Origin of the sequence: Dysgonomonas sp. Marseille-Q5470 (assembly GCF_951230145.1) — a bacterium.
Lineage (GTDB): Bacteria > Bacteroidota > Bacteroidia > Bacteroidales > Dysgonomonadaceae > Dysgonomonas.
Map to the genome: position 1 here is coordinate 89106 of NZ_CATNVE010000001.1, position 19824 is coordinate 108929.

18 protein-coding genes and 1 tRNA gene are annotated in these 19824 nt (G+C 37.4%); 13 read left to right on the forward strand and 6 right to left on the reverse strand.

Annotation, left to right across the window (positions count from 1 at the left end; all coding sequences use genetic code 11):
* Position 1: 1 nt before the first annotated feature.
* From QOX35_RS00415 to QOX35_RS00425, 3 genes are read right to left on the reverse strand one after another with little or no spacing between them, the layout of a single operon-like run.
* Positions 2-601 carry a 7-cyano-7-deazaguanine synthase gene (locus QOX35_RS00415; RefSeq protein WP_283685355.1) on the reverse strand — a complete coding sequence of 200 codons (600 nt, stop codon included), beginning with the start codon at positions 599-601 and terminating at the stop codon, positions 2-4.
* The gene (locus QOX35_RS00420) at positions 589-1800 is read right to left on the reverse strand and encodes a PfkB family carbohydrate kinase (RefSeq protein WP_283685356.1); all 1212 of its coding nucleotides are present in this window, start codon (positions 1798-1800) and stop codon (positions 589-591) included. Before QOX35_RS00420 ends, QOX35_RS00415 begins: the two co-directional genes overlap by 13 nt.
* A complete protein-coding gene (locus tag QOX35_RS00425) occupies positions 1797-2120 on the reverse strand; it encodes a hypothetical protein (protein ID WP_283685357.1) in 324 nt (107 codons plus the stop codon). Before QOX35_RS00425 ends, QOX35_RS00420 begins: the two co-directional genes overlap by 4 nt.
* 425 nt (positions 2121-2545) lie before the next feature.
* On the opposite strand from QOX35_RS00425, the gene QOX35_RS00430 reads away from it, so the two are divergent.
* From QOX35_RS00430 to QOX35_RS00475, 10 genes are all read left to right on the forward strand, one after another.
* Positions 2546-3691, forward strand: coding sequence for a site-specific integrase (locus tag QOX35_RS00430; protein WP_283685358.1), 1146 nt, complete (start codon positions 2546-2548; stop codon positions 3689-3691).
* Positions 3684-4565: a hypothetical protein gene (locus QOX35_RS00435; protein WP_283685359.1), complete on the forward strand. Its 882-nt coding sequence runs from the start codon at positions 3684-3686 to the stop codon at positions 4563-4565. The genes QOX35_RS00430 and QOX35_RS00435 overlap by 8 nt, the downstream gene beginning before the upstream one ends.
* Before the next feature lie 124 nt (positions 4566-4689).
* A complete protein-coding gene (locus QOX35_RS00440; RefSeq protein WP_283685360.1) occupies positions 4690-4980 on the forward strand; it encodes a helix-turn-helix domain-containing protein in 291 nt (96 codons plus the stop codon).
* Position 4981: 1 nt separating this feature from the next.
* Positions 4982-6046: an AAA family ATPase gene (locus QOX35_RS00445; RefSeq protein WP_283685764.1), complete on the forward strand. Its 1065-nt coding sequence runs from the start codon at positions 4982-4984 to the stop codon at positions 6044-6046.
* Between the two features lie 197 nt (positions 6047-6243).
* A complete protein-coding gene (locus tag QOX35_RS00450; protein WP_283685361.1) occupies positions 6244-7221 on the forward strand; it encodes a DUF8464 domain-containing protein in 978 nt (325 codons plus the stop codon).
* A 228-nt stretch (positions 7222-7449) separates the two neighbouring features.
* On the forward strand, positions 7450-8769 hold the full coding sequence (gene mobV, locus QOX35_RS00455) for a MobV family relaxase (protein ID WP_283685362.1): 1320 nt from the start codon (positions 7450-7452) through the stop codon (positions 8767-8769).
* Between the two features lie 147 nt (positions 8770-8916).
* Positions 8917-9765: a DNA adenine methylase gene (locus tag QOX35_RS00460; RefSeq protein WP_502846753.1), complete on the forward strand. Its 849-nt coding sequence runs from the start codon at positions 8917-8919 to the stop codon at positions 9763-9765.
* Positions 9758-11029, forward strand: coding sequence for a type II restriction enzyme (locus QOX35_RS00465; RefSeq protein WP_283685364.1), 1272 nt, complete (start codon positions 9758-9760; stop codon positions 11027-11029). The genes QOX35_RS00460 and QOX35_RS00465 overlap by 8 nt, the downstream gene beginning before the upstream one ends.
* Before the next feature lie 33 nt (positions 11030-11062).
* Positions 11063-11317 (forward strand): hypothetical protein, encoded by a 255-nt coding sequence (locus QOX35_RS00470; protein WP_283685365.1) that lies wholly within the window; start codon positions 11063-11065, stop codon positions 11315-11317.
* 21 nt (positions 11318-11338) lie between these two features.
* A complete protein-coding gene (locus tag QOX35_RS00475) occupies positions 11339-11584 on the forward strand; it encodes a hypothetical protein (RefSeq protein WP_283685366.1) in 246 nt (81 codons plus the stop codon).
* An 82-nt stretch (positions 11585-11666) separates the two neighbouring features.
* Here QOX35_RS00475 and QOX35_RS00480 read toward each other — a convergent pair.
* Positions 11667-11750 (reverse strand) — tRNA-Leu (locus tag QOX35_RS00480).
* Between the two features lie 162 nt (positions 11751-11912).
* On the opposite strand from QOX35_RS00480, the gene QOX35_RS00485 reads away from it, so the two are divergent.
* The gene (locus QOX35_RS00485) at positions 11913-12995 is read left to right on the forward strand and encodes a mannose-1-phosphate guanylyltransferase (protein WP_135105608.1); all 1083 of its coding nucleotides are present in this window, start codon (positions 11913-11915) and stop codon (positions 12993-12995) included.
* 15 nt (positions 12996-13010) lie between these two features.
* On the forward strand, positions 13011-14429 hold the full coding sequence (gene ahcY, locus QOX35_RS00490; RefSeq protein WP_135105607.1) for an adenosylhomocysteinase: 1419 nt from the start codon (positions 13011-13013) through the stop codon (positions 14427-14429).
* A 280-nt stretch (positions 14430-14709) separates the two neighbouring features.
* On the opposite strand, the gene QOX35_RS00495 is transcribed toward ahcY, so the two are convergent.
* A complete protein-coding gene (locus QOX35_RS00495; RefSeq protein WP_006841876.1) occupies positions 14710-15414 on the reverse strand; it encodes a tetratricopeptide repeat protein in 705 nt (234 codons plus the stop codon).
* A gap of 105 nt (positions 15415-15519) precedes the next feature.
* On the reverse strand, positions 15520-16797 hold the full coding sequence (locus QOX35_RS00500; RefSeq protein ID WP_283685367.1) for a M64 family metallopeptidase: 1278 nt from the start codon (positions 16795-16797) through the stop codon (positions 15520-15522).
* 194 nt (positions 16798-16991) lie between these two features.
* On the opposite strand from QOX35_RS00500, the gene QOX35_RS00505 reads away from it, so the two are divergent.
* The gene (locus QOX35_RS00505; RefSeq protein ID WP_283685368.1) at positions 16992-19802 is read left to right on the forward strand and encodes a putative LPS assembly protein LptD; all 2811 of its coding nucleotides are present in this window, start codon (positions 16992-16994) and stop codon (positions 19800-19802) included.
* Positions 19803-19824 lie beyond the last annotated feature (22 nt).

Here is a 19824-nt window from a genome sequence, read left to right on the forward strand (position 1 = left end):
TTTATTCTATCCCTAATTCTTGGCGTACTCTTAATTGCTTTAAACAGCCAGAGCAAACACCACAAGCGATATTAGACTGATGACAAGAATGCGCCATCGATATTAATTCTATTGGAACATTGTATTTATTTGCTAGCTCATGGCTATAATAATCTAATGTATTGCATATAACTCGAATTTTCCCCTCTTGATATTCAGTTACTTCATTTATTAAATTATAAAAATTTCCAGTTCCATCTTTGTGAAAAAAATCACTTTTAACAGATGCTAAATGAATTTCATTTATATCATCTTTTATAGCTCTCATTAATGCTAAGGTTATTAATAATTGATTTCTATATGGCCACCATTCGGATGAAGGAGAGATTCTTAATGATTCTTTATTTGACATACTACCCGATCCTAAAGAAGAACAATCAATATCTATTATTTCATGTCTAATGTTCAATTTATCACATATAAGTTTAGAAATATATATTTCTCTTTTGGCTGATTTTTGTCCATAATTAATAGTATATGCCAAATCAGGCATTAAATGATATGCTAGACAAATTGAATCAACACCACCAGATAATAATACTGCTCTTTTTATAAATTCCATATGGTCTGATATATAGCCGTTGTCAAGTCTTTAAAATAACTAATATTAGCACACTCCAGCATTAATAATGATTCTATCGATTCAGTTCTATGATAACCTATTATTCTCATATTTTTTGCCATTGCATATCCTAGTTCAACCAAAGTTCCAGAATCTAAGCCATCCAAAACAGAGAATACTATATCAGAGTCATTAAGACCTTTTAAGTCTGCTTCTGCAATTAATCTCTCATCTCCATATCCAATATCATGATAAGGAGAGAAAACCTTGACTCCAATATCTTGGAAAGCATTCCTGATTTTATCAATTAATATAACTTCTGATAATGAGAATATAGGGGAAGCTAAATATATTTGTTTTTCACGTAATTCTTTATAAATATATTCTTTAAAGGTGAAATTTTCAAAAAAGGACTCTTTTATAAAATAACTTTCATCGTTACAGTATAAAGCCGTTGCTTTTGAAGCATATCGAGCACAATCTTCTAAAGGTAAATTCCCTTCCAACCAATATCGACCAAATACAGTTGTAAATATATCTCCAGATCCTATTTTATAGACATTTTCTGTTATATAAGATGGTATTGCTATTTCCGTTTCTTCGTTTAAAAACAAAGAAGCTCCTTTAGGACCACTCTTTATGATGAGTGCTGTTACTTTTTCTTCAATAAAGAAAAATCTTAGTATATCTTTCTTTGCTTTTGATTGCGAGAGAACTTCTGCTTCAGTTGAATTTACTATATAAATTATTTCCTTAGCTTTATTTTCTTTTGAAAAAATAATTGGATTTATGGAAGTTTGGGGATCATAAACAACTTTATTAGCATTGATTGAAAAAGATGCATCAAGCATCCCAAAACAAATAATATTACCTTCGGATACATTAATATTGGTTTTTTGATCAATTAACTGAGGAGAAGGATATATCGTAGGATTATCTAACGCAAAATTGTATTTAAAAGTCAAAATACTGTTCGTCCCTTCTATTTGAAAATCAAAACGTTCCTTGTAGATTTGTTTAAAATCTTTGAGGTATTTTTTAGAATCCTCATTACCAGCAGTGTAAAAATTGACATTAAGAGTTGAGCTTTCTAGTAAATATTTTACAGCACGTAGACCTGAGCCATATATATTATTACTTATATAATCTAAATTTACTTCTCTATATGTACCACCAATTACATTAATCATATCATTCATTGTTTTCGTGATATTCTGACATGACAAACTGTTGGTTGAATCTTAATAATTTCAGCCTGATATTCATTACCCTGCTCAATACATTTTTTCAAGTCGCCCAAATTTGGATGCAATACACTCCCCAATACTTCTCCATCATTATTCTCAACAACTACAGTTTTACCTAACATATCCACATTTAAAGTATCTCCAATAATATATTTTTTTAAAAGTTCAAAATCAACACTAACTAAATTTGTATCAATAACACCGTAGATACAATTAAACTCACTACTTGGCATTGGAGTATATCCTCCTGATCCGCTTCCACTTCCGCTCATAGGTATAGTTTTAGATTAATAATTAGTATCTTACAAAGATAAAATAATTTAACATTATTTATTATTATTTTTCATCAAAATAGACACACAATTACTGATATTAATCTAAATAGAAATAATGAAGAAACATTTAAGCTCCTAGTTCGCATTTTAAAGACATAAAAAAAGAGCTGTAAATCAAAAGATTTCAGCTCTTTTTTATCTTTGTACCCAGAGCCGATACAATACCTATCAAATATCAGAAAATAAAAACAACTAATATTACTGTATATCAATATATTACATTTTCTCATCTTTGCCAATACAACCCTTATTTTCCTATTTATTCTCAATCTTTGTCCCTATTCTGTCCCCCGAATAAAATTTAATTATTACCTTTGTAAGCAAAGGAAAACATAGTCAAGAACTATATAAAAGACTGCGTTATGAGAAAAGGGACAAAGAAGAACAATGTTACGCTGAGAGAAAAACCATTAGCTAATGGGAATATTTCACTCTATCTGGACATTTACAGGGACGGCGTGAGGGTTAAGGAATACCTGAAACTATACGTTGTTGAAAAGCCTAAATCGACAGCAGAGAGAGCCGAGAACAAAGAAACCTTGCGACTTGCCGAAGAAATCCGTACAGCCCGACAAAGTGAACTCAACCACTCCGCATTCGGACTTGTCAGTCCTGTGAAACAAAGGGCGTATCTGTACGAATACTTTGAAAACTACATCGCTGCATATACGAAAAAGGATATACGAATGATTGTCGGTGCCTTTGAACGATTCAAGGCGTTTATAGAAAAAGAGAATCCGCATCGGAAACATAAGATGAAGTTTGACGAACTTACTCCTGATATCATTAGAGGCTATGTTGCTTACTTACAAGATAATTCAGTTGGAGAGGGCGCATTGGGCTACTACCAGCGATTTAAGAAAGTGATAACCCATGCGGTAGATAAAGGCACAATATTACGAAGTCCCTGCAATGGTATTCGCTGCATAGTTGATGAAAATAGCCTAAAAAAAGATGTGCTAAGCCTTGATGAAATACAGGTGTTGGCACAAACACCCTATCAAAACACAGAAGTAAGACGGGCATTTCTCTTTTGTCTGTATGCCGGTCTTCGATATTGCGATGTTGTGGATTTAAAATACAGCAATGTGGATTATTCTGGAAAACGTATAAAATTTGAGCAGGCGAAAACAAAAGGACATTCTAAAAATTCTATTGTAATCATTCCGCTCAGCCAAACTTTATTTAATCTGATAGGTGAAAAGCCTAATAAAGATACGGTTATATTCGATTTGCCAAGTCATACAGGCTGTTTGAAAGCTCTGCGGACGTGGGTTGCCCGTGCTGGGATTGACAAGCACATCACGTGGCATTGCGCCCGACACTCATTTGCGGTAAATTTGCTTGGCGAATGCCAAACCGACATTAAGACTGTTGCTTCTCTACTCGGACACAGCGGATTGAAGCATACGGAGAAATATACTCGTGCTGTCGATTCTTTGAAAGAAAAGGCGGTAAATGCGTTGCCAGAAATTAATTTGACCTTAAAACCTCAAGATCATGAATAAATTGGAATCAGTCGTTGACGGGGTTCAACAATTTGCAAACCTCTGTATCCGTAGGGAATATGAATTGCGCTCTTACTCATTTTCTGCCAAGTTGGAGCATCTGAATGAGAAACAGAGGCAAACTGTAGTTGATAGCGAATTGCTGAAAGCTGCGGATGAATTAATGTTGATAATCCGACATAGCCCAATTTTACAATCGGTAGCAGACCATACAGATAGCCCTAATTTTCTTTGGGATAGTACTTTTATCGAAATATTATCTACTGACGAAAAGAAAAAATATACACGATTCAACACTTTGTCGCTTGATTTTGCCACTTATGCGGGTAACACTCAAATATATGATGCCGAATTACCATATTTTTCTTCCGTTATAGAATACGCAGTACTTGTACGATATATCAACTATCTGAAAAGATTTGTTCAGGAAGAAGATTTGTCGGAACCAGTTACTCCCGAAGAACCGGAAATCAAAATCGAAAAACCGGAGCAATCAAGGAATTTTGAAAGCAAATTCGAAGATTGGCAGATAGATATACTTACCGAATGCGTAAACGAAGTGAGAATTTTTAGTACCTCAATTTCATCGCAAACCATGACGGATATTCTTTCGTGCAAGCTGAAAGAACCACTTCGAGTAGCAAAGAACAAAAATAAACTACTTGCCTACCTTTTTTATCAGTTGGATACTCGAAGTTATATAGTTAGAGATTGGCAGGCAGTATGTGCCAAGAACGAGCTATTTATATCTTCGGGTAAAGGCATTATTTTGCAACAAGCCAACTTCTCATCGGCAGTAAGCCAAAACAATGAATCCCCACCTAAAGATTGTCATATCATTGACAAATACATCAAAGAATTGAAAAGAGATTGAGAATAGGTTAAGACCTCAATCAATCTCAAACAACGCCCCTGCCACTTCAACATATCTTTGCCCCTGTCGACAAAAGACAGGGGTTGCGCAGCCCCATTTTAATAATCTATAAAAACGAATTAAAATGGACAAATCGTTGGAAAAGCGTGTTTCTGATATAGAGGAGCAGCTATTTATTCACAAAAGTGTTTTCAGTTTCGAGGAAGCAAGTATCTTTCTCCACTTATCTAAGAGCTACCTGTACAAACTCACATCGGCAGGACTCATTCCTCACTATAAGCCCCAAGGTAAAATGCTATACTTCGAGAAATCGGAGCTAGAGGAGTGGTTGCGCCAGAATCCTATCAAATCCAAACAAGAGATTGAAGATTTAGCTGCAACTTATGTGGCTTCACCTCGTAAGGGACGCAAATAGTATGGCTATGGATGCAATTAAAAAATCCGTGCCTGCTACTCCTGTGGATATATCCGTCCTATGGGAAAGTTCCCGATTGCAAATTACCGATAAATTTCCGGAACCGCCCGAAATGTTAAACGTGGGCGGTTCAGTCATCGGTACGTTAGGTAATTTCAGTGCATCGACGGGCAAGGCAAAGAGCAAAAAGACCTTCAATGTATGTGCGATTGTAGCAGCAGCAATGGTAAACGGTACGGTACTTCGGTATCGTGCCGAATTGCCGCCAAACAAGCGGAAAATCCTCTATGTAGATACAGAACAAAGCCCATATCACTGTATCAGGGTAATGGAGCGTATTTTACGATTGGTAGAGCTGCCGTTGGACCGACAACCCGAAAATCTCGAATTTCTTGGGTTACGAAAATTTACACCTGAAATGCGTATTGCCATCATCGAAAAAGCAATATACAACATACAAGGATTGGGATTGGTCGTTATTGACGGTATTCGTGATTTGGCTTATGATATCAATAGTCCAAGCGAAGCCACAACACTTATGTCGAAGCTGATGCAATGGACTGATGAACTGCAAATTCATATTCACACCGTTTTGCATCAAAACAAAGGCGATGATAATTCTCGTGGGCATATCGGCACAGAGCTGAACAACAAAGCCGAAACCATATTACAGATAGCCAAAGATGAGTTCGACAAGGACATCAGCATCGTTTCAGCGGTGCATATTCGGGCTATGGAGTTTGAAAAGTTTGCTTTTCGCATAAATGGGCTGGCACTTCCAGAATTGATTGAAGACTATCAACCTAACGAAACAGCACCGAAAAGAGGGTTTGACTATAAAGCTCTTACAGAGGAACAACATCGTCAGGCATTGGTAGCCACATTCTCGGAGGAGGAACAACAGAATTATGCCACTCTGATAGAATCCCTGCAAAAAGCCTATGCTGCTATCGGCTATAGCTATGGCAGAAATAAAATTACCGAGTTAAAGGTGTTTCTAACCAACAAACGAATGGTAGTGCAAGAAGGAAAAAAATACAAATACAACCCTGATTTTTATTACTAACAAATTGGTTTAGTTTAATATGGGTACATATATTATAGAGCAAAGTAAACCTTTCAAAATTGCATTCCGACAGGCGGTTTAGTTTATCCTGCATTCTATGTATACAAAATAAACTAAACCTCTATCAACAACTGTATTCGTCACAAATAGATTTTGCTGGCGAAAAGAAAAAAATCATCACATTAAAAATCATTATTATGACTATAGAGCAAGCAAAAAATATAGCAATTGAGGAGTATCTGCAAAGTTGTGGTATTACTCCTGTAAAAAGACAAGGGAATAATCTTTGGTATCTGTCGCCACTTCGGACAGAGAGTGAACCGTCTTTCAAAGTGAACCAATCTCGCAATGAGTGGTACGACTTCGGATTAGGGCGAGGTGGTGATATAATTCAATTAGCAATGGTGTTACATGGGACTGATAGCGTTTCGTTTGCCCTGAAAACTATTGAGGATAATACTCCTCTTCTAAAACCGCTCTCTTTTTCTTTTCGCCAACAGGAGGCTTTTGAGCAATTTGAAGATATAACCATTAAACCGTTGGCAAATGCAGCCCTGCTCCAATTCCTAAATGAACGGCAGATACCAACATCACTGGCACAACAGTTTTGCCAAGAGGTATATTACAAGCACAACAACAAACCTTACTTTGCTATTGCTTTTCGCAATGAGTTGGGCGGTTATGAGCTTCGTAACAAGTATTTCAAAGGGTGCTTTGCTCCCAAAGCATTAACAGCCATAGAAAACGGAAAAACATCGTGCTGTATTTTTGAGGGTGCAACCGATTTTCTCTCATACTTGGTTTTAAGGTTGCGACACAATCCTGACCCATCGGCATTACAGGATAGGAATTATTTTATACTAAATTCCGTCAATAATACATCTAAGATTTTGGATAGGTTAGAAAAGTACGAACATATCTATTGTTATTTGGATAATGATGAAGCAGGCAAACGCTCTGTAAATGAAATATGCCAACGGTATGGGATAAGAGTATCAGACCAATCAAGCCAATATCGAGAGTATAAAGACCTGAACGACTACCTATGTGGAAAAAAGATTGAAAACTTGCAAAAAATCAAACATGAAAACAGTTTGTCAAATTGTCAAGTTTCCAAAACTGAATCAGAGCAGCCGAAACCAACTCTAAAGCCAATAAGGCGAATGAAGTTATAGGCATCTCACGGGAGATGCTACTCAATATTTTCAATTTTCATTGGCAGCTCCGCAGCGACCAACGGGTATTTAGAAAATACCATAGCTTATTAGGGCTTTTTCTTCACGCTCCGTTACACTACACTAAAAAAGCCCCAATAAGCCAAAGGTGTTGCACCCCTCTGGACACCCCAACGGCGAAGTATCGCCATTTTAAAATCTCATTTTTAATGTTTAAAATTTACGATAATGGGTTACGTAGTACTCCACCTTGATAAATCGCCGGGCAACGAAGCACCTATGACAGCGCATATTGCTCGCACAGTTATACCGGCAAATTGTGATCCGGCACTTACACACCTAAACAAAGAACTTATTGACTACCCCGATGGTATCAGCGACCGTACTGAAGCTATTCAGCATCGGCTTGACACCGCAGGCTTGACCCGAAAGATTGGCAAAAACCAAGTGCAAGTAGTTCGCATAATGCTCACAGGCTCACAGGAAGATATGAAACGTATCGAATCAGAGGGCAAACTCGATGAGTGGTGTGCCGATAATATGAAGTGGCTTCGTGATACTTTCGGTAAGGAAAATATTGTTTCGGCATCTTTGCATCTCGATGAAACCTCTCCACACATTCACGCCACGATGATACCAATCATCACGGGCGAAAGAAGAAAGGCAAAAGTAGAACAGGAAAAATCGGCAGGCAAAAAGAAGTACCGCAAGAAAGACACTTCGGCAGTGCGTCTGTGCGTTGATGATGTGATGAGCCGCACCAAACTCAAAGAATATCAAGACACCTATGCCGAAGCAATGGCGAAATATGGTTTACAACGAGGTATTGATGGCTCGGAGGCAAGGCACATCTCCACTTCTGAATGGTATCGAGAGTTGTTCGTTAAGAACGAATCACTAAAAGAGAATGTCGGGCAACTATTAGAGCAGCAGGAGCAGGCAAAACAGGAACTCGACAAAGTAAAATCGGAAGTTAGTAAGGAGAGGCTCAAAAGCAGTGTTGCCGATGTAGGAGCATCTATCATGGATGGGATGGGTTCGCTACTTGGCAGTTCTAAAACTAAGCGATTACAGAGCGAAGTCGAAGAGTTGAAATCCGAAAATGCAGAGTTGAAAGAAAATTTGGGCAATGAAATCAATCAATTGAAATCACACATCCGCACCACGGAAGCAGAACATAAATCCGCTATTGGCAAGTTGTCGGAACAATTAGAGAAAGTTTTCGAATATTTTCCTCATATACAAAACTTACTCAATTGGGAGAAATTTCTGAGAAACATAGGATTGCCCAAAGATATGATAAAGCGACTGTTCAATCGTGAGGATGTTGTCGGTTCAGGTGAACTTTACTCGTCGGAACATAGCAAGAAATTCCATATTGAAAATGCAACCCTTAAGTTGGAGCAAGATCCACAACAACCCTCGAAAATAAGCCTCACAATCAATGGGACTGATATTTTCAGTTGGTTCAAGGAGAAGCAACAGGAGTTCCTAAAATCTATTGGTATTAACATTAAGCCAACGCAAGATAGAGGGATGAAAAGGTAACATGGTTACTGGTATTTTATCTACTCCAGATGCTTTAACCCATTAATTATCAAGCCTGTTATTCTTTCAAAAAAAGGACTGAAAGGAGAAACTTTACAAAAATAATTTCTACCTTTGCAAACAGTAGAGTGATTCTCAATAATTAGTATTAAAATAATGGCAAAGAATAAATTAATTACACCATTTGTGAAATGGGTCGGTGGCAAGAGACAGATTATGACGTCGATCGTTGAGTTAATGCCGAAGAGTATGAGTGGCTATACTTATGTTGAGCCGTTTGTAGGAGGGGGTGCTGTATTATTCAACTTACAGCCAAAGAATGCTATTATTAATGATTACAATACAGATTTAATAAATGTATATGAGGTTGTTAAAAATAATCTCAATGAGTTAATTGCTGATTTAATGACGCATGAAAATGATTCAGATTATTTTTATAGAATTAGGCAGGTAGATAGGACTGAAACTTTTAATCAGATGAGTAAGATTCAAAGGGCTTCAAGATTCATATATTTAAATAAAACGTGCTTCAATGGCTTGTATAGAGTTAATAACGCAGGTGAATTTAACTCGCCATTTGGAAGATATAAAAACCCCAATATCGTAAACGAACCCGTACTCAAAGCAGTATCACATTATTTAAACTCCAATAATGTTAAATTAACTACTGGCGATTATTGGGATGTGCTTAAGGATGTTGATAAAAAGGCGTTTGTGTATTTAGATCCCCCTTATCATCCTCTATCTGAAAGTTCTAATTTTACAGGGTATATACAGGGCGGATGGAATATTTTCGACCAACTTAGGTTAAGAGAAGCGTGCGACGAATTACATAAAAAAGGGGTGAAATTCCTACTATCTAATTCTGCACATCCTTTTATTAAAGACCAATATAAAAACTACAATATAAATATTGTAAAAGCATCTCGATCAATTAACTCAGATGCAGAAAAGAGAGGCGAAGTTGATGAAGTTTTAATAAGAAATTATGAGTAAATCTAAAAACGATATTGCTTGGGAAAAAATATTTGAAAAGCATAAGATTCTTGATGCGATAGCTGCTCATGGTAGTGTTTCAATTGCTTCATCTCATATAAATGAGTTTCGAGAGGCTCGTTTAATGACAAAATTTGATCATAGGTCTCAGTTACCTGTTTTATTTGATGAGAATAAACTATCCGTGCTACCAACCTCAAGAGGAGGATATGAAATAGGGAAATTTGAAACATTCTGTGATTTTATAGAAGAAGATATTGAGATTACCCCAATAAATTTTCCGACATTCTTAGAAAGCATTGATTATAAAGATATAACAAGCGAGGCAACAGCCATTAACTGTGCATTTGTTGCGGAAATCCTACATGATTTTACTGGCGAAGATAAATTATTTCCGACTGTTAGTGGGAGAATGAGTTCTTTATCTTTTGATTTTAATATAAATTCTGCCAGCGGCTTGTCCAAAATCAAAGTTGAAAATTCACAGATAGAAATTGACGGCGGATATGAAGGTGATAATTCGTTGAATTTAATAGAGGCAAAGAACTACATTTCTGATGATTTTCTGATTCGTCAACTATATTATCCTTTCAGACTTTGGAATGGTAAGATCTCTAAACCAGTTCGTCCAATATTTTTGACCTATTCAAATGGTGTATTTCACCTTAGGGAGTATACTTTTGAAGACGTAAATTTTTATAACTCAATAAAACTTGTTAAGCATAAAAAATATGCTGTTCAAGAAGGTGCGATCAATATTGAATCGATTCAGGAGATACTACACAACATTAAGACAGTAAAGGAGCCTGAATTGCCTTTTCCTCAAGCTGATAGCTTTGAGAGAGTCGTTAACTTATGTGAATTATTAAAACAGAAAGAATTTATAACTAAAGAGGATATAACCCTGAACTACGATTTTGATGCAAGACAAACAGATTATTATTCCAATGCTGCAAAATATCTTGGACTTGTTGATTATAATCGTAATGACGGATGTTTTTTGACAAGCAACGGACAGCGAATTTTTAGTTTGTCAATTATTGATCGGCAGCTTGAATTTGTAAAACTCATTTTATCTCATGACGCATTTAAAAATACTCTTAATCAGTACTTCGAGGATGGTGACATTCCTTCAAAAGATGAAATTGTTGAAATAATGAAGCAATCTAAATTATATAATATAGATTCAGATTCAACTTATTATCGTAGGGCCTCAACTGTTTTGTCTTGGATTAATTGGATAATTGATCTTGCTGAAGAATAAGTTTCATTAATAAATTTAAACTATAATGTGAATATGGCTTGTAATAAAGAACATCGGTATGATCTAAGGTTTGAAAATCTGCCTTTTGATCAAGGAGGAGCAGGAAGACACCGCTGCGTGGGGTGTGCTTTTGAGAAAGGATATAATGACGGATTTGCACGAAATGAACAGCTGAGTATGGATTTAGACGCATTGGAGGAAAGTCAGGCAGGCCCTGGTAGGCATAAAAGCCCACATGCAGCTTATGCTCTTGGTTATCTTAAAGGGGTAGAAGATTCATATCAATAACAACTTATAACAATCTCAATTATGGTCTGTAATCATTGTGGAGAAGAACTGAATACTTCTCAGTATAGGGAAAATAAGACATTAAAGTCTTGCCCAAGTTGTTCAGTCGCCAACGGAAGCTATCATGTTTATCATAAATATGAGGAGGATTTTGGTGTAACCGACAAAAGATCGTCTAGCAGCTCTCCTGAAGGAGCACAAAGTTATTGTACAAATTGTCGTGGAGGCAATCCTCCAAGAACAGGAGTTTTATGTAAAGACTTATAATATCTCCTCGATCTTCGTCCCTATTCTGTCCCTCTTGAAAATCAAAAAGCCTGACAATCAGCTGATTATCAGGCTTTTCCTGTACCCAGAGCCGGGATCGAACCGGCATGGAAGTGAATCCACTGGTGTTTGAGACCAGCGCGTCTACCAATTCCGCCATCTGGGCTTGTGCCTAGTGCGGTGCAAAAGTACACATATTTTTCATATATCAAAAGATCAAGTATAACTTTTTTGAAAAAGAATCGTATAATTTTATTTCGCTATTGTCCCTAATCGTTTTGTTTGTATATTAGTATGATATAACTTTGTATAAATTTTTAAAACAAACATGGATAACAAGAACAATTATTGCGTGATCATGGGTGGTGGCATTGGCAGCCGTTTTTGGCCCTTTAGCCGCGAAGCCCGTCCAAAGCAGTTCCTTGATTTCTTTGGAACAGGACGTTCTCTTTTGCAGATGACTGTAGACCGGTTTAAAAGAATCCTTCCTCTTGAGAACATATTTATAGTCACCAATAATGAATATGCTCAGATGGTACAAGAAGAACTGCCTGAGTTGAAACCCAATCAGATATTGTTAGAGCCAATGCGACGCAATACAGCCCCATGTATTGCTTTTGCGACTTACCATATCAACTCTTTTAATCCTGAAGCAAACATTGTAGTTGCTCCTTCCGATCACTTGATTCTGAAAGAGGATGAATTCCTTTCTATTATTCAGAACGCTTACAAATTTGTATCTAAGCACAATACGTTGTTGACACTCGGCATTAAGCCTAGTCGTCCCGAAACAGGTTATGGATACATACAAATGAGTGAAGAAAAGCTGGACGGAGTAAATAAGGTTAAGGTCTTTACCGAAAAACCGAATTTGGAACTGGCCAAGGTCTTCTTCGAAAGCGGAGAGTTCCTGTGGAATTCAGGTATCTTTATCTGGAATAACAAAACCATCTTAAGCGCACTTCGTGAATATCTTCCTGAGATAACTTCCCGTTTCGACCGCGGCATCGATGCCTTTGGCACAGAAAAAGAAAAAGCCTTCATTGATGAGAATTTCCCATTTTGCCCGAATATATCAATAGATTATGGCATAATGGAAAAAGCTACAAATGTATATGTACAGGCAGCGGATTTCGGTTGGTCTGACTTAGGAACTTGGGGATCGCTCTACGAAATATCCGAAAAAGATGATGAAGCCAATGCTTCGCTCATTGCCAACACTATATTTTTTGATAGTGCCGAAAATGTTGTGACATTGCCCGCCGGCAAATTAGGCGTTATACAAGGATTAGAGGGCTACATTGTAGCTGAAGCAGACGGTGTACTACTTATTTGCAAGAAGTCGGAAGAACAGCGTATCAAACAGTTCGTTGCTGACGTAAAGCTAAAATACGGAGAAAAATATATATAACAATCAAATAAATATATGTCAAAAGAACTTTTACCAAATCTTCCTTACCTTGTAGCAGATATCAATCTGGCAGACTTTGGGAGAAAAGAAATAGAAATAGCAGAGCATGAAATGCCGGGATTAATGGCACTTCGCAAGAAATATGGAGCAACAAAACCGCTGAAAGGCGCTCGTATCATGGGTTCGTTACATATGACTGTGCAAACAGCTGTACTTATCGAAACCCTGAAAGAATTAGGAGCCGATATACGTTGGGCTAGTTGTAATATTTTCTCTACCCAAGACCATGCAGCAGCAGCTATTGCAGCAGCGGGAATACCCGTATTTGCATGGAAAGGAGAAACCCTTGAAGAATATTGGTGGTGTACAGAGCAAGCTTTAGCGTTCCCTGAAGGGAAAGGCCCTAACCTGATAGTAGACGATGGCGGCGATGCTACACTGCTTATCCACTGGGGATATAAAGCCGAAGAAAATGCTGACTTCCTGAATAAAAAAGCTTCGAGCCACGAAGAGCAAGTAATACTCGATACCTTATCTCGTATCCTTAAGGAAGACAACAATCGTTGGCATCGTACAGTTGCCGATTGGAAAGGAGTATCTGAGGAGACAACAACAGGAGTACACAGGCTGTACCAAATGATGGAGCGAGGCGAACTGCTTGTTCCGGCTATTAATGTAAACGACTCGGTAACCAAGTCTAAGTTTGATAACCTCTATGGTTGTCGCGAATCATTAGCCGATGGCATCAAGAGAGCTACCGACGTGATGATTGCAGGTAAGGTTGTAGTTGTTGCAGGATATGGAGATGTAGGTAAGGGCTGCGCTCACTCTATGCGTTCGTACGGAGCTCGTGTCATTGTAACTGAGATAGACCCGATATGCGCCTTGCAGGCAGCAATGGAAGGCTTTGAAGTGACAACAATGGAAGAGGCCGTGAAAGAAGGTAATATTTTTGTTACAACAACAGGCAACAAGGATATTATAACAATAGAGCATATGTCTCGCATGAAAGATCAGGCTATAGTCTGTAACATAGGGCACTTTGACAATGAAATTCAGGTGGACAAGCTTGTAAACTACCCTAGCATTAAACATGTAAACATTAAGCCGCAGGTAGATAAATATACATTCCCTGATGAACATTCTATATTCCTTTTAGCTGAGGGTCGTTTAGTGAATTTAGGTTGTGCCACCGGCCACCCTTCATTCGTGATGAGTAACTCATTCACAAACCAGACTTTAGCTCAATTGGAGTTATGGGTACGCGACTATGAAGTGAACGTTTATCGTTTGCCTAAACATTTGGATGAAGAAGTTGCACGCCTACACCTTGAACAAATTGGAGTGAAGTTAACCAAGCTGACTGAGGCACAAGCTGAATATCTTGGGGTTCCTGTAGAAGGTCCGTACAAACCTGAACATTACAGATATTAAGATATCACCTATCAATATAAACGGGCTTTATGGTTAAAGCCCGTTTTTTTTGCAATATGTGATACGGTATTAGCGCTCGCTTCCTTATTCAAAAAGTGACAAAGGTGACAGGTTTTAATATGTTCTTTATGTCACCTTTTTTAGTTTCTGATTACCACTCTTATTTTACTTTTATTTCAAAGATCCCTTTTAGTTAGATAATTATTATTTTGAAAAGTAATATAAAAAAAAGAGTTCCGCTGTCTAGCGGAACTCTTTTGTATAATATATATAAGATCTATTATTTCTGTCCTTTCAAAATATTAGCTTCATCAATATATTTGTCTGCTTCAATAGCAAGAGGTGAATTCATATATTGATTCTTTATAATTGAAAACACTTCAATTACTTTATCGTAGTTTCCTTGATTACGATATATAAGACCTGCTTTTTTGTATAACATAGGGCTTTGAGAAGCATTATCTACACCTTTAGCAGCCTTGATATAATATGAAACAGCCTCATCTGATTTCCCTAGATTATCTAGACAGTCGCCGATTGCACCATTCGCCAGTTGTGATATTATTTTATCACTACCGCTATAGTCTTTCAGGTATTCAAGACCTTTCTCGTAGTTACCCATATTTGCATAACAGATTCCGGCATATAGTTTAGCCAGTTTTCCGGCTTTAGTAGAACCATAGTCACTTATAATTGACTCAAATCCTACATATCCGTTTTTATCTCCAAAAACAGCTAATGAATCTTGTCCGGCTCTGAAGTACTGTTCACCTCTGAACATCGCCACCTGAGCTTCGGTAGTTTTTGGCCCTACAATAAAATAGTTGTATGCAAGAAATGCACTAACGACCACAACTATAGCACCAATACCTATTAGTAATTGTTTTTGGTATTTTTCAATGAAACGTTCTGATTCTGCAACTGCTGTTCCAATACGTTCCCAGTCTTTTTCTTCACGCAATTCAGCTTGTTTCTTTTTAGACATTTTTAATCTGTTATAAATATTTATATTATTCTGTTTATTTCAAATTTAGCAGCGACAAAAATAGCTGTTTTATCCTTATAAATAAAATCCTTAACTATATTTTTTTTATTCGGTATAAAATTTAATGAGTTGTTCAAGTGCCTTTTGACATGCAGGACAAAAATCTTTGCAAGTATTTGTCTTCATTCTACAGTCAACAGCAGGACGATATATCCCTTTAGACGAATAGCCTCCTCCTTCAAAGACACCTATTGGATATTTATCAGCCGACTTTATATCCGTAGGAATTGGAGTGTCTTTTACCAATAAGCTTTTCCATTTCGAATTAAAATCGACAAGCGTTGTTATATTTGGTTCCCATGGCTCTACACCAAAAGGATAGCTATCGCTAAACGTATCATTTTCATAATAGTATTCATCGGCCAATCCACCAAAGTTATGACCAAATTCATGAACAACAACAGGCTTGAAGTCTGCATGCCCCGTCGTGGTCAATGTATAGGCATTAAAAATACCACCACCGCCATATACATCAGTATTCGCTAATATAATAATATGAGCATAAGGTATCCCTGCAATTGGGTCGTGTATATCCTTTACATTCGTAGTAGTCAGGTAACGATCAGAATAAAAGGTATCGAAATGGGAATGAAAAGCCGTTTCATTCCATTTGCCTTTACGAGGCACGCTTACACCGGAGTCCTTCGATTCTGTTTCTACAGCAATAAAGTTGAACTTATCTTGCATACGATTAAATGGGCTATGTGCTAAAATCTGTTCGCATGCCGTTTTTGCATTTTGTCTGAATTTTTCCATTTCAGAAGTCGTGTAACCTTCTGCCAGAATAACGACATTGACGCATTTATCTACAGGTCCACCTTGATGTATGACGGTATAAGCCGGGGTATTTTTCAATCCTTTTTTCCCTATTAGGATATCGTCAGGAGCGACAGTATGCCTAAGAGCGGTTTTGTACGAACCGTCTTTTTCTCGCAAACTTACCTCTATATCAACCTTATCTTTGGGATATGGCAATAAGAATGTGTTTTCGAAACTTTTTCTTACTGTACCAGCTTCCGGGATGGTTAGCCATTCCTGAAATAACGAACTGAAGGATTCAAGATAAATACATTTCCCGGTTCTATGATCCGTCATTTTGATTTGCCCGTTTCCTTGTCTTTCCAGTTCTGCAAGATGGTGACGGCGTCCTGCCCATTGGGGCAATTGGTTTAATTGTTCGAGAGAAACGGTTTGAGAGACATTGTCGCCTGTAAATATATAATCCACACGCAACGTTTTATTTTCAAAGTATTCTTCAAAGTTTTGAGAATATCCCCCTAGTGCAAGAAGGAAAAGTGACAGGGTTAACAGAAAATATTTCATGAAAAGCTTCGTTTTAGAATAGAACAAAGATAAAAAATTAATCACAATATTTAAGGATAAAGTTTCTATCAATTCAATTTGATTCTTAGGATGGAAGATGAAAATTTATACTTTTTTTGATTTTTCATATTATGCTTTCTTATATAATTGATTAGCTTTGCATCCGAATACACTATATAGTTAGAGGTCTCTACATGAGGAAAATTCAGTTGTTGACGTATACGTTTCTGCTTATTCTTTTTTCTGTGCCTTTTTGGGGTGCACAAATTTCTCGTATAGAGTCACGTATAACACATCTCGATAACCCTCAAGACTCATTGCCTACAGACTCTGCATCACCTCGGGTTCGTTTAAGTCGAGACCCGGTTCGTAAGACTCAGAATGATTCTATACAGATGCGTGGAGACTCCCTTCCGTCCGACTCTATAAAGAAAAAGAAAGCCGTTTTGGATGCTGTAGTAGACTATACAGCCAATGACTCTATAGTTCTTACAGCAGGAAATTGGGGATATCTATATGGCGAAAGCGTTGTGAAATACACCGATATTTCACTCAAAGGAGAAAAGATATGGATGAACATGGATAGTAGCCTTGTTTATGCCACATACGGTATCGATTCTGTAGGAAAAGAATTTGGATTCCCAGTATTTACAGATGGAGGAACAGACTACGAATCAAAAACAATGAAATATAACTTTAAAACAAAGAAAGGTTATATTACAAATGTGATTACCACTCAAGGAGAAGGATACATTGTAGCAAGCAGAGCAAAAAAGAACGACGACAATTCGTTTTTCATGAGAGAGGGAAAATATACCACTTGCGACGATCACGAACACCCTCACTTTTACTTGGCACTGACAAAAGCCAAGGTGAGACCTAAAAAGAACGTCGTAACAGGCCCTGCGTATCTTGTTATTGAAGATTTACCTCTTCCTATCGGTTTACCGTTTGGATTTTTCCCATTTTCTGAAAAATATTCTTCGGGAGTTATTATGCCATCTTATGGAGATGAGCTCGCCCGAGGATTTAACTTAAGAGACGGAGGTTATTACTTTGCGATCAATGATAATATCGATTTAGCTGTGACCGGAGAAATATATACTAAAGGTTCGTGGGGAATCAATGCCCGCTCATCATACAGAAAAAGGTATAAGTATTCGGGGGGATTTGATGTAGGATATCTAGTTACCAAACTTGGTGAAAAGGGAATAGATTACTCTTTGGCAAAAGACCTAAAAATCAACTGGACACACAGCCAAGACCCTAAGTCAAATATGTTTAGGACGTTATCGGCAAGTGTACAATTCTCTACCAGTTCTTACGACCGTAATGACCTGAATACAGCTTACACCCCTATGGGAACGAATAATACAAAAAGCTCAAATGTAACACTAACCCAAAAGATACCTAATTCCCCTTGGAGTTTCTCTGCCAATATTAGTGCAGCCCAACGTACACAAGACTCAACAATATCTCTTACCTTGCCTAACGTTACAGTTACGATGAGCCGCATAGCTCCGTTTAAAAGGAAAGATGCTGTAGGCGCAGAAAAATGGTACGAGAAGATACAATTGAGTTATACGGGAGATTTAAGAAATAGTATTACGACAAAAGAAAACAAGCTATTTCAGTCTAACTTGCAAAAAGACTGGAATAATGCAATGAAACATACAATCCCTGTGTCTGCTACTTTCAGTGCGTTAAACTACCTAAATATCACTCCGTCTTTCAACTATACCGAGCGATGGTATACAAGCAAAATAGAAAAGCGATGGGATGCTGATCAACGCCGCATGGTAGTTGAAGATACAACCTATTCATTCAACCGCGTTTATGATTTCAATTTCTCTCTTGGTTTTCAAACCAAGCTGTATGGGATGTTCACTCCTATATTTTCAAAGAACACTCAGATCCGCCATGTGTTCACCCCTAGCATAAGTCTAAGTTATGCTCCGGATTTCAGTAGTCAAAAATTCGGATTTTATGAGAAGTTATATTACTATGATTCGGAAGGGAATTGGAGAGATACAGGAAATAAATATTCTCCATATGAACAAGGTATGTTTGGTGTACCAAGCCAAGGAGCCCAAGGAATGATTAATTTCAGCTTCGACAACAATCTTGAAATGAAATACAGAGACTCCAACGACTCTATAAAGAAGATCAGTTTGATTGATAATCTCGGGATTAATTTCAGTCACAACATGATGGCCAAAGAATTCAAATGGAGTGATATCAATATGGGGCTTCGCCTGAAATTCAGCAAATCATTCACAGTGAATTTGAATGCGGCATTCGACCCATATCTCTATAGAGCTGAGACAAACGATGCAGGGGAAGTAACCAGTTTGAGACGAGTGAATGAACTTCGTATTTCAAACGGGAAAGGGTTTGGACGATTGAAAAGTACAGGATATTCCATATCGCCATCTATTAATCAGGATACATTCAAAAAATGGTTTGGAGGCGGCGATGACAAGGACAAGGATTCTAAAAAGAAAGAAGATGAATCCACACAGAGTGAAAATAATTTGGCCGCACCCGGAGAAGAAGAAGAACGTAAAAGCTTGATGGAGGCAAAAAAAGATGATAACCAGTATGATGAAGATGGTTATGTAAAAAATGAGATCAAGTGGAATTTGGGCATCAGCTTCTCAATGAATTATAATACGAATAAACTACCTAAGCAAGCAGCTCGAAACGATTACGCAGAATATAGAGGTACGTTAACTAAAGCCCTCAGCTTGAACGGAAATATACAACCGACGAAAAATTGGAATTTCAATTTCAATGCCAGTTATGACTTCGATGCCGGCAAAATAGCATACATGAGTTGTAATCTTACTCGCAACCTACACTGTTGGTCTATTTCTGCAAGTTTCAACCCTGTGGGTCAATACAAATCATATTATGTATCGTTGCGTGCAAGTTCTTCAATGCTTCAGGATTTGAAATACGAGCAACGCGGGCGAGCTTCCAGCTATGATCCTAATTGGGATTAATATGTTTCATAATACTTTGAGC